Genomic DNA, 14,943 nt, shown 5'->3' on the forward strand with positions numbered 1-14,943 from the left:
CTTTTGAAAACCGTATCGTCCCACATCTTGAACTGTCGTAAAAAGGCCCGGCTTAATCACTTTGCATAGTTTCATTTTTGCTATTCCTGAAATCTTCAAACTCTTATTTTCCAACGGGTTTGAATTTCACAGCGTCACCGGGCTGTATCAAGGCCGGTGGATGTTTTCTTGTGTCGAAAAGCTTTAGGGGAGTTCGACCGATTATCCGCCATCCTCCGGGAGACTCACACGGGTATATACCGGTCTGTTTTTCAGCTATTCCCACAGACCCTGCTGGAACTCGCAACCGCGGCGTTTCAAATCTCGGTGTCGCGATTTCGTCGGCTACTTCGCCTAAGTATGGGAAACCAGAGATAAAGCCAATCATGTACACCGTGTATTCTCTATCACTATGTAGCCGAATAACCTCTTTCTTGTCTAGGTTGTGATATTTAGCCACGTAGGCGAGGTCTGGGCCGCATTCGCCGCCGTAAATTACTGGCACTTCAATTACTCGTTTTCGGGTTGAAGCTCTAAACTTGTCCAGTCTTTCTTCAAAATCTCTTAATCTGAAAACCAACTGTTCATAACTTATCTTCAACGGGTCATAGTAAACAAGGAGCGAACGGTAGGTTGGCACACACTCTTCCACACCTTTTAGCTCAAGTTGGGAAATTGCACGGTTTAAGGCGTGCACCTTCCTGTTAAGGTCTAGACTTATGGTGTTGCCGAACTCAACCAATAACGCCCTATCGCCCACAGGCATATGCTTCGCAGTTTGGTACATAGTTTGCACCTAGACGAAAGTGCCTACAGGCGTAACTTCAACATCTGCAGCCAAAAGCGCTTTCTTGACGGATTTCGCAAGCTCCACAGCGTTTAACGTGTCGCCGTGAACACAAATGGTATGCACTTCGTCAAACTTTACAGTCTGACCATCGATAGCAGTTACACTTTTTTCCTTTACTATCCTTACCGCCCTCTCAGCCACAAGTTTCGCTTCTTCAATCACCGCTCCCGCTATGTTTCTGGAAACTAAGCTTCCGTCTGGGTTGTAGGCTCTGTCAACAAAGATTTCATGAGCCACGCGCAAACCTGCCTCAGCTGCTATCTTCGCCATCTTAGAGTTTGCCAAAGCAAAAAGCATCAGTTTAGGGTCCACAGCACATAAAGCTTCGATGATGGCGTTTGCATAAGCTTCGTTCTTGGCCGCAGTGTTGTAGAGGGCTCCATGAGGTTTAACGTGTTGCAGATTCTTGTCGGCGGCTTTTGCGAAAGCTGCGAGGGCGCCTACCTGATAGATAACGATGTTCTCTACTTCTTCTTGGGAGAGGCTCATGTTGCGGCGACCGAACCCCAACAAATCTGGGAACCCAGGATGTGCACCTATTGCAACTCTATTTTCTTTTGCCAACTTCACGGTTCGAGCGATAACGACTGGGTCGCCTGCGTGGAAACCGCAAGCGATGTTGGCTGAGGTTATGAAAGGCATAATTTCTGCATCGTGTCCTATTTTGAAGTTACCGAAGCTTTCGCCGAGATCGCAGTTGATGTCGATTTTGAGCTTCATGTATGAGCCTCTTGAGTTTAATGAAGGAAATTACGCATGTTTTCTGTTGCTGCAGAAGGAACAGGCAAGTCCTTCATGGTAACTAAACCCGGCGATGCATTAATCACTTTGGGAATTGTGTTCACCACCATCGCCACAGTACCTATATCACCGTGCACACAAGGTGTGATTTTCTGGTTTACGTTTGGAACACCTTCAATTGATATGGAGTCATATTCTTCCTCTGCGCCAATGTATGCTTGAAACTCAAGAGTGATCACTTCCTTTCCATTTTTATATCCTCTTGCCACTTGTCTTAAGCCAGCCGCGTAACCAGCCTTAACTTCGATGGCCTCGCTTCTAACAGGTTTCTTGGCGATAACAGGCTCAACCGGATCAACTTTAATCCCCTCCAGCTCCCAAGCTAAGGCTGCCGCAATCATTGAGATGGACTGTTCTAAGCCTACATGTCCAGTAATCACTTTCTTTTCGATTGCTTTATGGAATTCCTCTGTGGTAAGACTTGCACCAATCTTCTTTTGGAAAGGTACTCGTCGAGTGGCGGCGTTCATGATTCGAACCGCTTTTATTTTTTCTATTTTTTGGCAGACTGCGGTAAGAGTGATGACTAGGGTGTCCATTAGAAAGCCGGGGTTTATGCCTGTGCCTAGAACTGTGGCTTGGTGTTTCTTGGCTAGTGCATCAAGTTTTTCTGCCAGTTGTGGTTCTGAAAGATAGGGATAAGAGAGTTCTTCACACGTTGACACCACATTGACCGCTTCTTTTACGATTTCTGCAAGCTGTGGAAAAACGTCTTTCAGATAAGATGAAGTTGTGTGCACCACGATGTTTGGTTTCGTCTTTGAAAGCACTGCCTTGGTGTTGCTTGAGATAATCACTCCAACATGCTTGCCTATGCCTAAGACTTCTCCCAAATCCCTGCCCACTTTCTCCTTTGCCACATCGATGGCTCCAACTATTTCTAATCCTTTTTTCTGGAGGAGATGTTTTGCTATGAGGCTACCGACTGCTCCTACGCCGTATAAAACTACCTTTATTTTCTCCAATTTCTCAACCTTTTTATTTTTGTTGCTTTGTGTTTGGATATAGGTGTTTCGCAGCGTGTATTATGATGGCTTTGGACAAAAGGTTTACGTTTGTAAAGTTTTATATCGGAGACGCCGCTTCTATTCCAGAATAACGAATGAACTACTCATAGAGCGACTAACGGAGCAAGAGGTCTAATGAAACCAATGCTCATCCCAAAGGAAATCCGTGAAAAAACAAAATACTGCTATGAGTGCGGCATTTGCACCGCAAGCTGTCCCATGGCAGAACTTCTGTCAACGCATTACAACCCTAGGAGTCTTTTGCAAAAAGTTCTTACAGAACCCGAAAAGACTTTGAACGAAAATAGGCTTTGGCTGTGCGCGTGGTGCTACAAATGCTACAAACGATGCCCCCAAGGATTAAAACCGCCAGAAATATTCCAAATTCTAAAAAGTGAAGCCGCAAAACGTGGACTTTCTAGTGGTTTCGAAGAGGCGGTTGCAATAATAGAAGAAAATGTGCCTTTTCCGGTTATCTGCTGGTACACTTGTTTTCACCCTGAACGTGCAGAAGTGGGTGATGAAAAGATAACTGAGGCTTTGGAAAAATTAGCCGCGCAGCGCATGCAATCAAAAAAGAAAGAAACAGCCACTGGTCACAAGGAGAAGATTGCAATCATCGGCTCAGGTCCTGCAGGACTTACAGCTGCTTGCGAACTAGTAGAAAAAGGATACTCGGCTACGATTTTTGAAGCTCTTCCAGAGGTTGGAGGTATGTTAAGGACAAGCGTGCCAGAGTACAGATTGCCCAGAAAGGCGCTACAAAGTGAAATTCAATGTTTGAAAGATTTGGGCGTGGAAATAAGAACCAACACAAGGATTGGGAAAGACATTAGTTTTGATGAGCTTTGGCGAGATGGATATAAAGCTGTGTTTGTTGGAGTTGGCGCCCATAAAAGTCGAAAATTGGGAATTGAAGGTGAAGAGCTGGAAGGAGTTATTGACGCTTTGGGCTTTCTTTGGAAAGTAAACATGCAACAAAAAGTCAGCCTTGGAAAAAAAGTAGGAGTAATCGGCGGTGGAAACGTTGCCGTCGACGCCGCTAGAACCGCACTTCGCCAAGGAGCCAAAGAAGTTGTTATTCTTTACAGAAGGTCACGAGAGGAGATGCCAGCTAACCCTTGGGGAGTTATGGAAGCAGAAAAGGAAAGTGTGAAAATCGAATTTTTAGTGGCACCCCAAAGAATTCTAAAAAAAGAAGGAAGGGCTGAGGGATTGGAGTGTATTAAAATGAAGTTGGGAGAACTGGATGAAACTGGCAGAAAAAAACCAATGCCAATTGAAGGCTCCGAATTCTCTCTAGAGCTAGATACGATAATAGTTGCTATTGGAGAAACAACAGAAACTACTTTCTTGCCCAAAGAAGTAGAAGTGGACAGAGGCAACAGAATTCTAGTTAACCCGATTACCATGGAAACCAGCATGACGGGAGTTTTTGCAGGCGGAGACACGGTCACTGGACCAGCAACTGTGATAGAGGCTATCCTTGCTGGAAAACGAGCCGCATGTTCCATCAACCAATATCTAACGGAGATTAGGGAAAGGGAGGAAAGAAACCGTGGCGACTGAAAAGAAAGTTGAAGAAGAGCCGCGAATCGGCGTCTATGTGTGCCACTGCGGACTAAACATAGCGGGCACGGTGAACTGTGAAGAAGTGGCAAAGTTCGCTGCTACTCTTCCCAACGTAATTGTTGCAAAAGACAACCGATACGCATGTTCTGACCAAGGCCAAGAGCTTATCAAAAGTGACATCAAAGAGCACAACCTTAACCGTGTAGTTGTTGCTTCTTGTTCTCCACGCCTCCACGAGCCCACTTTTAGAAAGGCGTGTGAAGAAGCTGGATTGAACAAATATCTTTTCGAAATGGCAAACATACGAGAGCATTGCAGCTGGGTACATCTTCACGATAAAGAAGCGGCTACAGAGAAGGCTAAGGACTTAGTTAGAGCGGCGGTGGCGAAGGTTGCTCTTCTTAAGCCAGCAATCGAAACCGAAGTTCCTATACTCAGAAAAGCGTTAGTAATTGGTGGTGGAGTGGCGGGAATTCAAGCGGCCTTAGACTTGGCTGATACGGGCTATAAAGTGTATTTAGTGGAAAGAGAGCCAAGCATCGGCGGAAGGATGGCGCAGATTGACAAAACTTTCCCCACGATGGACTGCTCAATCTGTATTCTTGCACCAAAAATGTCCGACGTAGGTCATCATTCCAATATCGAGTTATTAACAAACAGTGAGGTCCAAGAGGTTAAGGGATACATTGGAAACTTTAAAGTAAAAGTGCTGAAAAAGCCGAGATATGTAACGGACGATTGCAGCGCTTGCAACGATTGCTCAGAAGTATGTCCCATAACCGCGCCAAACGAATTTGACATAGGCTTAGCAACGAGGAAGGCAATTTATACACCCTTCGCTCAAGCGGTGCCATCTACCTACATAATTGACCGTGAAATATGCCTCAACAAAGAAGGAGTCATCCCGTGTGACAAGTGCATAAAAGCCTGCGAACGACTAGCCATAGACTTCGACATGAAACCAAAACCCTTGGAATTGGAAGTCGGTACAATAATTGTGGCAACAGGCGCCGACGTATACGACCCTTCCTCACTGCTAAACTACGGATACACTCATTACCCGAACGTACTAACCTCACTCGAATTTGAAAGACTAATCAACGCGGGAGGGCCTTCTGGAGGAAACCTTATTCGCCCAAGTGACATGAAAATTCCCGAATCGGTTGCCTTCATCCAATGCGTAGGCTCACGGTCTAAAAAAGGAAACTTCTATTGCAGCAACGTATGCTGCATGAACACGATAAAAGACAGCCTGCTAATCAAAGAACACTGGCCTGACGTTAAGATATACGTTTTCTACGTGGACATAAGGGCTGTTGGAAAAGGTTTTGAAGATCTCTATAGAAGGGCGAAGGAAGAAGGTGTAATATTTATTCGAGGATTGCCAGCAGAAGTGATTGAAGACCGGAAAACTAACAACTTATGGCTAATTGGGGAAAATACACTCCAAAAAGAGCTGTACAAAGTCAAAACGGGCATGGTGATTCTTTCAGTCGGCATCGAACCCTGTCATGACAGCGATGTTATTCAACGCCTCTTCACGCTGTCTAGAACTCCTGACGGATTTTTCATGGAAGCTCACCCCAAACTCAAACCTGTAGACGCCCCCACTGGAGGAGTGTTCTTAGCAGGCTGCGCCGAATCTCCAAAGGACATAAAAGACAGCGTAACCCAAGCAAGCGCTGCAGCAGCACGCGCTGGCATCCTGATGGCGCAAGGAAAAGTAACTGTTGAAGCCATCACGCCCGAGCCTATTCCTGAAAACTGTACAGTCTGTGGACTATGCGCCCGAGTTTGCCCTTACAATGCGATTGTTGTGGACAAAGAGCACAAGCTGGTCGAGATTATTGAGGCTGCTTGTGCTGGATGCGGCACTTGTGGTGCCGAATGCCAATTTGAAGCCTTACACATGCGTCACTTCACGAACGCCCAAATCCTAGCTCAGATTGGTGCGTTGACGGAAGAGGATGCTGACAAGAAGATAATTGCGTTTTGTTGCAATTGGTGTGCTTACGCAGGGGCAGATTTCGCAGGCGTCAGTCGTATGCAGTATCCACCAAACGTACGTATAATTCGAACGATGTGTTCAGGAAGAGTGTCACCAAAGTTTGTTGAACACGCATTTGCCAGAGGTGCAGGGGCAGTGTTAGTCGCTGGGTGTCACCCAGGCGACTGCCACTACATCGACGCTAACTATCAAACGCAGAAAAGAATGGAGAGATTGTGGAAGAAAATGGAAAGACTGGGAGTTGACAAAGAGAGACTTCAGCTTCTGTGGGCTTCTGCTGCTGAAGGCGAGAGAGTCGCATCTAAGGTACGCGGAATGCAGGCAACATTGAATAAGCTAACGCCTAGGGAACTGGAAAATTCGAAGAAAGGCTTTGCAGGAAGCTAGGGTGGGATTGGTTGTGCCTCAAAAACTGTGGAGAAAACCTTTAGACACTGAAAAAATCAAGCTTCCCAAGGCAGAAATCCACATCATAAAGGATTTCTGTAAAGGCTGTGACTTCTGCATCGAATTCTGCCCAAAGAATGTATTAGAAAAATCTGACAAGATTAACAAGAGGGGAGCATACCTGCCAAAAGTGGTGGATGAGAATAAATGTGTCCTTTGTGGCTTTTGCATGGCCATCTGTCCCGAGTTTGCCATTTTTACCATTGAAAAGAAATGTAAGGAAGGTTGTGAGAATGGAGAAAAAGAATAGAGCGGTTCTTACAGGAACGCATTTCATGAGCGGAGATCTGGCATGCGCCGAAGGAGCAATTGCCGCTGGATGCCGATTCTTTGGCGGCTACCCCATCACTCCCGCCACTGAGATTGCTGAGCGAATGGCTAGACGAATGCCCGAAATTGGCGGTGTTTACATTCAAATGGAAGACGAAATCGGCTCCATTGCCGCTATCATTGGGGCCTCTTACGCTGGTAAGAAAGCCATGACTGCAACGTCGGGTCCAGGATTCAGCTTAATGCAGGAAAACATAGGATTAGCTGTCATGACTGAAGCACCTCTTGTTATCGTAGACATAATGCGTGGTGGTCCCAGCACCGGCCAGCCAACCATGCCTGGGCAACAAGATATGATGCAGGCGAAGTGGGGGTCCCACGGAGACTACGAAATTATCGCGCTGGCTCCTGCATCTGTTCAAGAGATGTTCGATTTAACAATAGAATGCTTCAACCTCGCCGAAACCTATCGTGTTCCAGTCATGTTGCTAGCTGACGAGATTATTGGTCACATGTGGGAGCGAGTCAAGATTCCACCCCCCGAAGAAATTGTTCTTGTCAGTCGCAAAAAACCCAAAGTGCCGCCGAATGAATACCACCCCTTCAAACCGGACGGAAACCTAGTTCCTCCCATGGCTTGCTTCGGAGAAGGCTACCGCTTCCACGCCACCGGCTTAACACACGACGAAAAAGGTGCACCCAAAACGGTAAGCATCGAAGAGCAGACCAAACTTGTCAAAAGGCTGTGCGACAAGATACGCAAGAATGCTGGAAAAATAATCAAAGCTGAAGAAGTAATGTTGGAGGACGCTGAGGTGGCAGTTATTGCTTACGGCATTACTTCCCGCGCAGCTTTAAGTGCAGTGCGAAAGGCCAGAAAGGAGGGGATAAAAGCGGGGCTGCTTCGTCTAATCACCATTTGGCCCTTCCCAGAAGAACTAGTTGCTGGAATTGCTAAACAGGTTAACGTCATAATTGTTCCTGAAATGAATTATGGACAGCTAGTTCGAGAAGTTGAAAGAATGGCAAAGACGACTCCAGTCTTTCTCTTTTCAAAACTTGGTGAAGAACCCCATCGACCTTCAGAAATTATAGAAGCTATGAGGAGGGCTCTGAAATGACCGAGTCAAACTTGATGTTAGAGCATCCCTTGGCAAAATATTTGAGACAGGAAAGGATGCCACACATTTGGTGCGAAGGCTGTGGAAACGGCGTTCTGCTGAGCAGCTTCTTTGAGGCTCTCGACGAACTTAAGCTGAACTTGGACAAGTTAGTTGTCGTTTCAGGAATCGGATGCATCGGTCGCGCAGCTGGCTATGTCAACGTTGACTCGTTCCACACAACGCACGGTAGAGCCATAGCCTTTGCTACAGGAGTGAAGCTTGCCAATCCAGACTTAAAAGTCGTAGTAATCAGTGGCGACGGCGATCTCTTCGCTATCGGCGGAAATCACTTCATCCACGCTGCCCGTAGAAACGTGGATATCAAAGTTATCTGCGCCAACAACTTCAACTACGGAATGACTGGCGGCCAGTATGGTCCAACTACACCCTTAGACTCATGGACCACAACTACTCCTTACGGAAACATTGAACATCCCTTCAACCTAGTTCATCTAGCTGCAGCATCTGGTGCCGTGTACGTTGCCCGATGGACAACGCTTCAAGTGAGAAGACTAAGAAACTCGATAGAAAAGGCGCTGCAAAAGGAAGGCTTCTCCTTCATTGAAGTCATATCGCCGTGCCCAGAGATTTATGACCGCTACAACAAGCTTGGAACAGCCATTGACGTAATGAAACGGTTTAAGCTGGTGTCCGAAGTTCGGCATGGTTACGATCCTGCAAAAGCAGAAATAACAAAAGACCAAATCATAGTGGGCGAGTTTATCGATATTGAAAAGCCAAGTTATGGCAGGTTATTCCGAGAAATGACTGCTAAGGTGCAGAAAAAACTCAAAGGAGGAAAAGCCAAATGCGAACGGAAATAAGGTTTGCAGGTTTCGGAGGACAAGGCATCATCCGTTCAGGCTTGATACTGTCCATGGCAGCCTGCATTTACAGCGATAAAAACGCAGTGCAAACTCAATCCTATGGACCAGAGTCAAGAGGCGGCAGCTGCAAATCCGAAGTGGTCATAGCAGATGAAGAGATAGACTTTCCAAAAGTAGACAACCCAGATATAGTAGTGATAATGTCACAGGAAGCCTACCACAAATACGTCAGCACCGCAAAGAAAGGTGCAACAATCCTTGTTGACCCTAACAGAGTAACAGATAGAAGCGACCCAGCAAACACAAAAATATATGACATACCGGCAACGAAATTCGCAGAAGAAATGGGTAAAACAATAGTAGCAAACGTGGTTATGCTAGGCGCTCTAACAGCCATCACAAACACAGTCACGCCGGAAGCCATGAAAAAAGCTGTTTTACGGAATGTTCCAAAAGGGACTGAAGAACTGAATATGACGGCCTTTGAAAAAGGCTATGGCTATGGCAAACAACTTCTAAAAAGCCAAGGCAACAGCGAGTAAGCTATTTCTCCAGTCAAAATGGAAAGATTTCAAGGAAAAAGGCTTTTCAAGTAAGTGCCCAACTCGTCAATAGGTGAAAGAAAGTTGAAAGTAGGTATAATATCGGACACGCATGACAATCTGCCTTTAGTCGACAAGGCAATAGAGAGACTCAACCGCGAAAGGGTAAAAATAGTGCTTCACGCAGGCGATTATATTGCGCCCTTCACCGTAGCGCGTTTCAAACAGTTAGAAGCAAAACTAATTGGTGTTTTTGGAAACAACGATGGCGACCATGAACTATTGAAGAAACGATTCGCAGACATTGAAGCGGCGGAGATTCGAGGTAACTTCGCTGAGGTTAAAGTCGATGGGTTGAAAATTGCATTACTGCACGGTGGAGAAGAAGAGCTTTTTCAATCGCTTGTCAACATTGAATGTTATGACGTGGTGGTTTATGGACACTCGCATGAAGCGCGAACGTACAAGAAAGGCAAAACAACAGTAGTTAATCCTGGGGAGGTCTGCGGTTACTTAAGCGGAAAATCTACGATAGCTCTATTGGACACAGTAACTCGAGAAGCGAAGATTGTTCAATTATAGTCAACTCTGCCTTTTTCGTTTGATTTTCTCTACAGTTTTGCTTACCCCTTCCCATCCTTCGACTGTTTTCGAATGAACAATTTCGAAGGCTTCCTTCGACGTCAACAACATATGCTCCTCCCCTGTAGCTGTTCTCGAGAGATACCTCGCAGCCCGCAACACATCACCACTTAGCCGAGAGTCTGCCTGGTCTGCCAGATGACAGATTAATGCTTCAACTGTTCTAGGCCACATCGGTCCTGCTTGACCTCCATGATGAGCACAAACTATGTGAACTAAATCTAGTGGGAAATCTCTTCGAATCAATTCGGCGGTGATGAGAGACAAGTGGTCTAGGCGTTCCCCGATGTGTGAAGTGGAGTAGCCTTCACCTTTCGACTCGTAAGTTAATGGTTTGAAAATGTCGTGCAACACAACGCCTGCCATTACGAGGTCATGGTTCACTTTGCCTCCGTATACTTTCTTGGTAACATCACAGAGTGTTAATGCAATTTTTGCTGTGGCAAGAATGTGCTCAATGAACCCTCCGGGATAGCTGTGGTGGCGGGAGAGACTGGCAGGAGAAATGTTGAGGGGTAGTCCAGAATAAATTGTTCCGCTAATTTCGATTTGCGGGTTTTCAACTATTTCTGCAACTTTTTCTCGAAGCCTTCTGTCCTTTATTTGGTTCAAAACGCGTCTTAGGCGGGAATTCAAAACGTATCACTCTCTTCTCTCTTTGCTTACTCGCTTTTTTTGAATTTTCCGTTTTTCCCTCGCCGCTAAAGCGTGAGCTAGGCGGATGGGTTTTGGAATTCGATAGGTTGGGGTACAGTGCTTGACGATTTCTATGGCTCTTTTCAGCGAGACCATGTGTCCAACGCTGACGTAGACAGGTTTTGTCCCCGTTCTAGTGGTAAGCGCCACTCCCACTACTTCCTCTTTATCTGTTATTGGCGCCCAGTTTGCTTCATTAAATTCACCTATCTTCCCGATCAGTGGGCGCTTCGCTACACCTACAGTTGCTCTGCCAATAACAAGTCCTAAGTGGCTGGCAAGTCCAAGTCTGTGAGGATGCATTATTCCTTGTCCGTCAACGAGGAAAATATCTGGTTGCAAGTGAAGTTTCTTGACAACCGCAAATGCCGGGGGAATTTCTCTAAATGATAATAGTGTTGGAATGTAGGGGAACTTCGTTTTGACGCTGGTTGTTTTTGATTCAACGAGGGAAAGCAAGCTATAGTCAAGGACTACAGTGGCGCCAATTGACAATTCTTTTGTATAAGCTACGTCCACTCCTGCAACATATTGTATTTTATTAGGAAGGGTGTCTCGTCGAATTATGCGTTTTGAGATCTTTGACTGCGCTGCGTGAGCCTTTTTAACAGAAAACGACGTTGAGATTTTTACTCGTTTAGATTTTTGCGAAGACAAGCCATGGCGACCTTACTTTTCTTTTGCACTAATAGTTTTTTCAAGCTTCTTAATTGAGCGCTCGAGCAAGCTTCTCCGTACTTCAATTGTAACGTCTCCGCGGGTGGCTTCTATGATTCTTCTTGCAATGTCAGTTTTTCGTCTTAGCTCAGAAAGAAATCGCAAAGCCTTATCCATGACCATAAGCTCGTCGTGGATGAGCTCCATTGTCTCAAGGCTTTTCTCAGCAACCTTCGTGTCTCCTTTTCTGAGATGATCTAAGGCTCTGCGTCTAAGCTCACCTACAACATCTGCTAATCCAAGCAAATATGAAGTGGATGGAGCACCGATTTTCTTGGGACCGACAAACTTTCCATCTTGCGCCAATTCGAGGAAAATGTGGGCTTCGGTGTATTCTTGAAAAGCGGAATCCACAATGCCTGCATAGAGAAATTTTTGATGAACTGGGGGGATATCATCGAGTTTTGTGAAAAACTTTTTTATCTCCTTTAGCAACTTCTCTGCTTCCCTGAACCGTTCCTTATGCACTAAGAAGATTGCTTGTTTCGAAAGACGGGTTGCCTTTCGCATGGCGTCATAAAGTTCATCTTTGATTTCTTCTCTTTCCCTTAATTCTTTGTCTATTTTGCTCAGAATATTTCTTAGCGACATGTGTACATGCACCAAAATTGCTTTGCAGAGTGATTCGTAAAGGTGTCTTTATAGCCTTTTTGATGCTATCCCAGCTTGATGGGTTTCTCCAGTCTACTTAATAAAACCACTCGGCTATTTCTTGATTCGTCAAGCACCTTGTAACTGGTTTCCTCAGCCAATGAAGCAGCAAAGTCTTGGATTTCCTCATGTAGCGGCGTGTTTGCATATGTTAGTCTCAGCCGTGAAAATCCAACATGCATATAAGCTTTTGGCTCCACGTAAGTGGGACGGGCTTTTTCCACTAGTTTGCCATAGAATTCCGGGTGTTTAAGGTTGAGATGGCGGACTAGAGTTATGCGCATAACGGTGGGACATTTGAAGCTTGGCAGCAAAGCAAGAGTTTCGTTTAACTTCTCCCAAGCATTGGGGATTTGAGGTCGGCAAGTTTCGTAGTAAGTTTTTTTGTCTGGGGCACATGTTGAAATGTAAAGTTGTGTGGGTTCTTCGCTTAATTTAGACAACGCTTCAGGTATTGTCCCGTTTGACACGAGGAATGTTGTGAAGCCTTTTTTGTGGAAGGATTTAATCAAGTCTCCAAGCCGTGGATAGAGTGTTGGTTCTCCAGCTAGGCTTATGGCAGCGTGTCTCGGCGTCAACGCTTCTCTATACTTCTCCTTGTTGGCTTTGGGGTTTGCTTTGTAGCCGCTCAAAAGTCTCATTTGTGCTCTTATACAGCCCTCTACAATGTCTTCAGGCTCATCACAGGTTGGCAACACTGTCTCTTCCCACTTTAATCCTTTGTCTCCGCTTTGAGCCCTCCAACAAAACAGACATCGCATTGTACAGTTAAAGACTGTTGGCGTCATCTGTATGCATTGGTGGGTCTTTATTCCGTAGAATTTTTGTTTGTAACAAGGTTGGTTGTGGATTAATGTGTTGTAGAGCCATCGGCAACGCTTGACAGCTGAGTGCTGGCCTATCATATGATATTTTTGGGTTTTCATCAGTTGAAGGAGTTCTTTTGGAATCTGAGATTGCATTGATAGGGTCCTCAAATTTTCTAGGAGAATCAATCCGTTTTGCGTTAATAAAAATGTGTCTTATTGTTGATGTGCAGATTTCTACGTACGACGTCTTGATATAGAGAGAGCTATGGTGTTTTTCCTTTTAGTTTTTTGATGCGTCTGTGGTACGCTATTGTTATTGATATGACCGATAGAATGGCCGCGGATATTTCACTTCTTCTGAGCCACCAGTGCAATCTGGCGGTGGAAATGCAAAACCTTCGTTGCTAAAGTGATGCGTGCGGCAGTTGTCTGACAGGTTAAGTTTTCGAATTTTAAGTAGTTGAAAGAGTGCTCGTGGAATTGAAGGTTGCTATGCAGCATTTTCTGAAGGATCTGAGCAATTAAAAATATTGGATCACAAATAAGAGTACAGTTAACTTGCAGCCTGCATTTTTATTCCAGAAAACAGTATTCTATGTTTTGGAACTCTTTTGAGAACTTTTCTACATCCTGTTTAACTTTTTTTGGGTCTTCTTTGTCGATGATTGCAGATTTTATGAATTCTGCTATTTTCTCCATCTCAGCTGCCTTCATCCCCCGCCTCGTTACTTCGCAAGTGCCAAGCCTTACTCCACAGTCTGCAATTATGTTTGCCTTCTCAAGCCGCTCAGCCACTTCCTGTCCCTGCTTATAACCTCCATAATCTAATAGAAGTTGATGTGACTTAGTGTAACCAAGACTTGAGGCAATAACTGGAAACCCAAAGTCATCTAGTGCTTTTGCAAGGGCTTGTGCATTGCTAATGACTTGTTCAGCGTAGGTGCTTCCAAACTTTTTCATTTCTGCCAATGCTAGAGTTAGAGCGGCTATTCGATTCCAATGAGCGTTGTCCACAAAAGCTGGAAAAATCTTCTCTTTCATGGTTTCTCCATATTCTTTATCTGCGAGTATTATGCCTCCTTGCGGTCCAAAGAAGGTTTTATGGGTTGAACCGAAAAGCGCTGAAGCGCCCTCTTGAAGTGGGCTTTGGAATTTCCCGCCAGCTATTAACCCCATGACATGTGAGCCATCGAACGCCACGTGTGAACCAACTGCCTGCGCTGCTTTAGCTACTTCAAGAACTGGATGGGGGAAGAGAAAGAGGCTAGCTCCAAAAATCACCACGTCGGGTTTGACTTTGATTATGGTCTCCACAGTTTTTTCAGTCTTTATGTTCATTTTTTCTTTGGAGAAAGGAAAGGCTTTAACTTCTATTCCAAGGACTTTGGGTAACCCTTTTTGCCAAATTCCCGGATACCCGCCATCTTTTGCGGAGACACACATTAAAATGTCACCTTGTTTTGTGAAATTGGCTAAAAAAATCCAGTCTGCTACGTGTCCTGAAAGAGGGCGCAAGTCAGCGGTCTCTGCTTTGAAAAGTTTTTTTTGCGATTTCTTCTCCATTTTTTTCTATTTCATCAACGAAGTGGGTGCCCATGTAGAAATGATTTCGTGCAGTATATCTATGGGCTAGTTCGGAGGAAAGTAAGGAACGAACTTGAGGGCTCATGATGTTTTCTGAAGGGATAAGGTTGATGCATTGTTTCTCACGCCACTGTTCATGTTTTTGCACTAGGTCTAGAATATCCGCAATCATTCGACCTGACCACAAATTCAAGGGTTTGTCGTTCAGATATTTACCGCTTGTGGAAATGTCAAGGAGATTTAGCCTTCTACTTAGTTCTAAGATGTCTGAGTTTAGCGAAAAAGGAAATGATAATATGCTCGGAGAGTGAGAACAGATAAAAGTTTAAAACATCCTCTTTACTAAGAAGTGTCAAACCTTCGTATAGCCATAACATG

At 45.1% G+C, this 14,943-nt stretch carries 15 protein-coding genes; 7 read left to right on the top strand and 8 right to left on the bottom strand.

The window, feature by feature from the left end:
• Positions 1-103: 103 nt before the first annotated feature.
• The 3 genes from pxpB to NWE91_05155 are packed head-to-tail and all read right to left on the bottom strand — an operon-like array spanning position 104 to position 2,595.
• Positions 104-766, bottom strand: a complete 663-nt coding sequence (gene pxpB, locus NWE91_05145; protein ID MCW3985777.1) for a 5-oxoprolinase subunit PxpB — start codon at positions 764-766, stop codon at positions 104-106.
• Between the two features lie 9 nt (positions 767-775).
• On the bottom strand, positions 776-1,549 hold the full coding sequence (locus tag NWE91_05150) for a LamB/YcsF family protein (protein ID MCW3985778.1): 774 nt from the start codon (positions 1,547-1,549) through the stop codon (positions 776-778).
• A 17-nt stretch (positions 1,550-1,566) separates the two neighbouring features.
• On the bottom strand, positions 1,567-2,595 hold the full coding sequence (locus NWE91_05155; protein MCW3985779.1) for a hypothetical protein: 1,029 nt from the start codon (positions 2,593-2,595) through the stop codon (positions 1,567-1,569).
• A 177-nt stretch (positions 2,596-2,772) separates the two neighbouring features.
• Here NWE91_05155 and NWE91_05160 point away from each other — a divergent pair, with 177 nt between their 5' ends.
• From NWE91_05160 to NWE91_05190, 7 genes are all read left to right on the top strand, one after another.
• Entirely contained in the window at positions 2,773-4,206 is a 1,434-nt protein-coding gene (locus tag NWE91_05160; GenBank protein ID MCW3985780.1) for an FAD-dependent oxidoreductase, read from the top strand.
• Positions 4,196-6,604, top strand: coding sequence for a CoB-CoM heterodisulfide reductase HdrA2 (hdrA2, locus tag NWE91_05165; protein ID MCW3985781.1), 2,409 nt, complete (start codon positions 4,196-4,198; stop codon positions 6,602-6,604). Before NWE91_05160 ends, hdrA2 begins: the two co-directional genes overlap by 11 nt.
• Positions 6,605-6,617: 13 nt before the next feature.
• Positions 6,618-6,914 carry a ferredoxin family protein gene (locus tag NWE91_05170; GenBank protein ID MCW3985782.1) on the top strand — a complete coding sequence of 99 codons (297 nt, stop codon included), beginning with the start codon at positions 6,618-6,620 and terminating at the stop codon, positions 6,912-6,914.
• Positions 6,898-8,055: a 2-oxoacid:acceptor oxidoreductase subunit alpha gene (locus NWE91_05175; GenBank protein MCW3985783.1), complete on the top strand. Its 1,158-nt coding sequence runs from the start codon at positions 6,898-6,900 to the stop codon at positions 8,053-8,055. The genes NWE91_05170 and NWE91_05175 overlap by 17 nt, the downstream gene beginning before the upstream one ends.
• On the top strand, positions 8,052-8,921 hold the full coding sequence (locus NWE91_05180) for a 2-oxoacid:ferredoxin oxidoreductase subunit beta (protein MCW3985784.1): 870 nt from the start codon (positions 8,052-8,054) through the stop codon (positions 8,919-8,921). The genes NWE91_05175 and NWE91_05180 overlap by 4 nt, the downstream gene beginning before the upstream one ends.
• On the top strand, positions 8,906-9,466 hold the full coding sequence (locus tag NWE91_05185) for a 2-oxoacid:ferredoxin oxidoreductase subunit gamma (protein MCW3985785.1): 561 nt from the start codon (positions 8,906-8,908) through the stop codon (positions 9,464-9,466). Before NWE91_05180 ends, NWE91_05185 begins: the two co-directional genes overlap by 16 nt.
• An 84-nt stretch (positions 9,467-9,550) precedes the next feature.
• Positions 9,551-10,048, top strand: coding sequence for a metallophosphoesterase (locus NWE91_05190; protein ID MCW3985786.1), 498 nt, complete (start codon positions 9,551-9,553; stop codon positions 10,046-10,048).
• On the opposite strand, the gene NWE91_05195 is transcribed toward NWE91_05190, so the two are convergent.
• From NWE91_05195 to NWE91_05215, 5 genes are all read right to left on the bottom strand, one after another.
• Entirely contained in the window at positions 10,049-10,720 is a 672-nt protein-coding gene (locus tag NWE91_05195) for an HDIG domain-containing protein (GenBank protein MCW3985787.1), read from the bottom strand. It abuts the gene before it with no gap.
• A 30-nt stretch (positions 10,721-10,750) separates the two neighbouring features.
• Entirely contained in the window at positions 10,751-11,461 is a 711-nt protein-coding gene (gene nfi, locus NWE91_05200; protein ID MCW3985788.1) for a deoxyribonuclease V, read from the bottom strand.
• 12 nt (positions 11,462-11,473) lie between these two features.
• Complete coding sequence (locus NWE91_05205; protein ID MCW3985789.1) at positions 11,474-12,112, bottom strand: hypothetical protein; 639 nt, start codon at positions 12,110-12,112, stop codon at positions 11,474-11,476.
• A gap of 65 nt (positions 12,113-12,177) precedes the next feature.
• Entirely contained in the window at positions 12,178-13,134 is a 957-nt protein-coding gene (gene twy1 / locus NWE91_05210) for a 4-demethylwyosine synthase TYW1 (GenBank protein MCW3985790.1), read from the bottom strand.
• 420 nt (positions 13,135-13,554) lie between these two features.
• On the bottom strand, positions 13,555-14,544 hold the full coding sequence (locus tag NWE91_05215; GenBank protein ID MCW3985791.1) for a serine hydroxymethyltransferase: 990 nt from the start codon (positions 14,542-14,544) through the stop codon (positions 13,555-13,557).
• Positions 14,545-14,943 lie beyond the last annotated feature (399 nt).

This window comes from Candidatus Bathyarchaeota archaeon, from assembly GCA_026014805.1.
Taxonomy (GTDB): domain Archaea; phylum Thermoproteota; class Bathyarchaeia; order Bathyarchaeales; family SOJC01; genus JAGLZW01.

Coding starts and splice junctions, on each gene's coding strand:
- pxpB (MCW3985777.1), bottom strand. CDS start 766: ATGTACCAAACTGCGAAGCATATGCCTGTGGGCGATAGGGCGTTATTG.
- NWE91_05150 (MCW3985778.1), bottom strand. CDS start 1,549: ATGAAGCTCAAAATCGACATCAACTGCGATCTCGGCGAAAGCTTCGGT.
- NWE91_05160 (MCW3985780.1), top strand. CDS start 2,773: ATGAAACCAATGCTCATCCCAAAGGAAATCCGTGAAAAAACAAAATAC.
- NWE91_05175 (MCW3985783.1), top strand. CDS start 6,898: ATGGAGAAAAAGAATAGAGCGGTTCTTACAGGAACGCATTTCATGAGC.
- NWE91_05180 (MCW3985784.1), top strand. CDS start 8,052: ATGACCGAGTCAAACTTGATGTTAGAGCATCCCTTGGCAAAATATTTG.
- NWE91_05185 (MCW3985785.1), top strand. CDS start 8,906: ATGCGAACGGAAATAAGGTTTGCAGGTTTCGGAGGACAAGGCATCATC.
- NWE91_05205 (MCW3985789.1), bottom strand. CDS start 12,112: ATGTCGCTAAGAAATATTCTGAGCAAAATAGACAAAGAATTAAGGGAA.
- twy1 (MCW3985790.1), bottom strand. CDS start 13,134: ATGCAATCTCAGATTCCAAAAGAACTCCTTCAACTGATGAAAACCCAA.
- NWE91_05215 (MCW3985791.1), bottom strand. CDS start 14,544: ATGGAGAAGAAATCGCAAAAAAAACTTTTCAAAGCAGAGACCGCTGAC.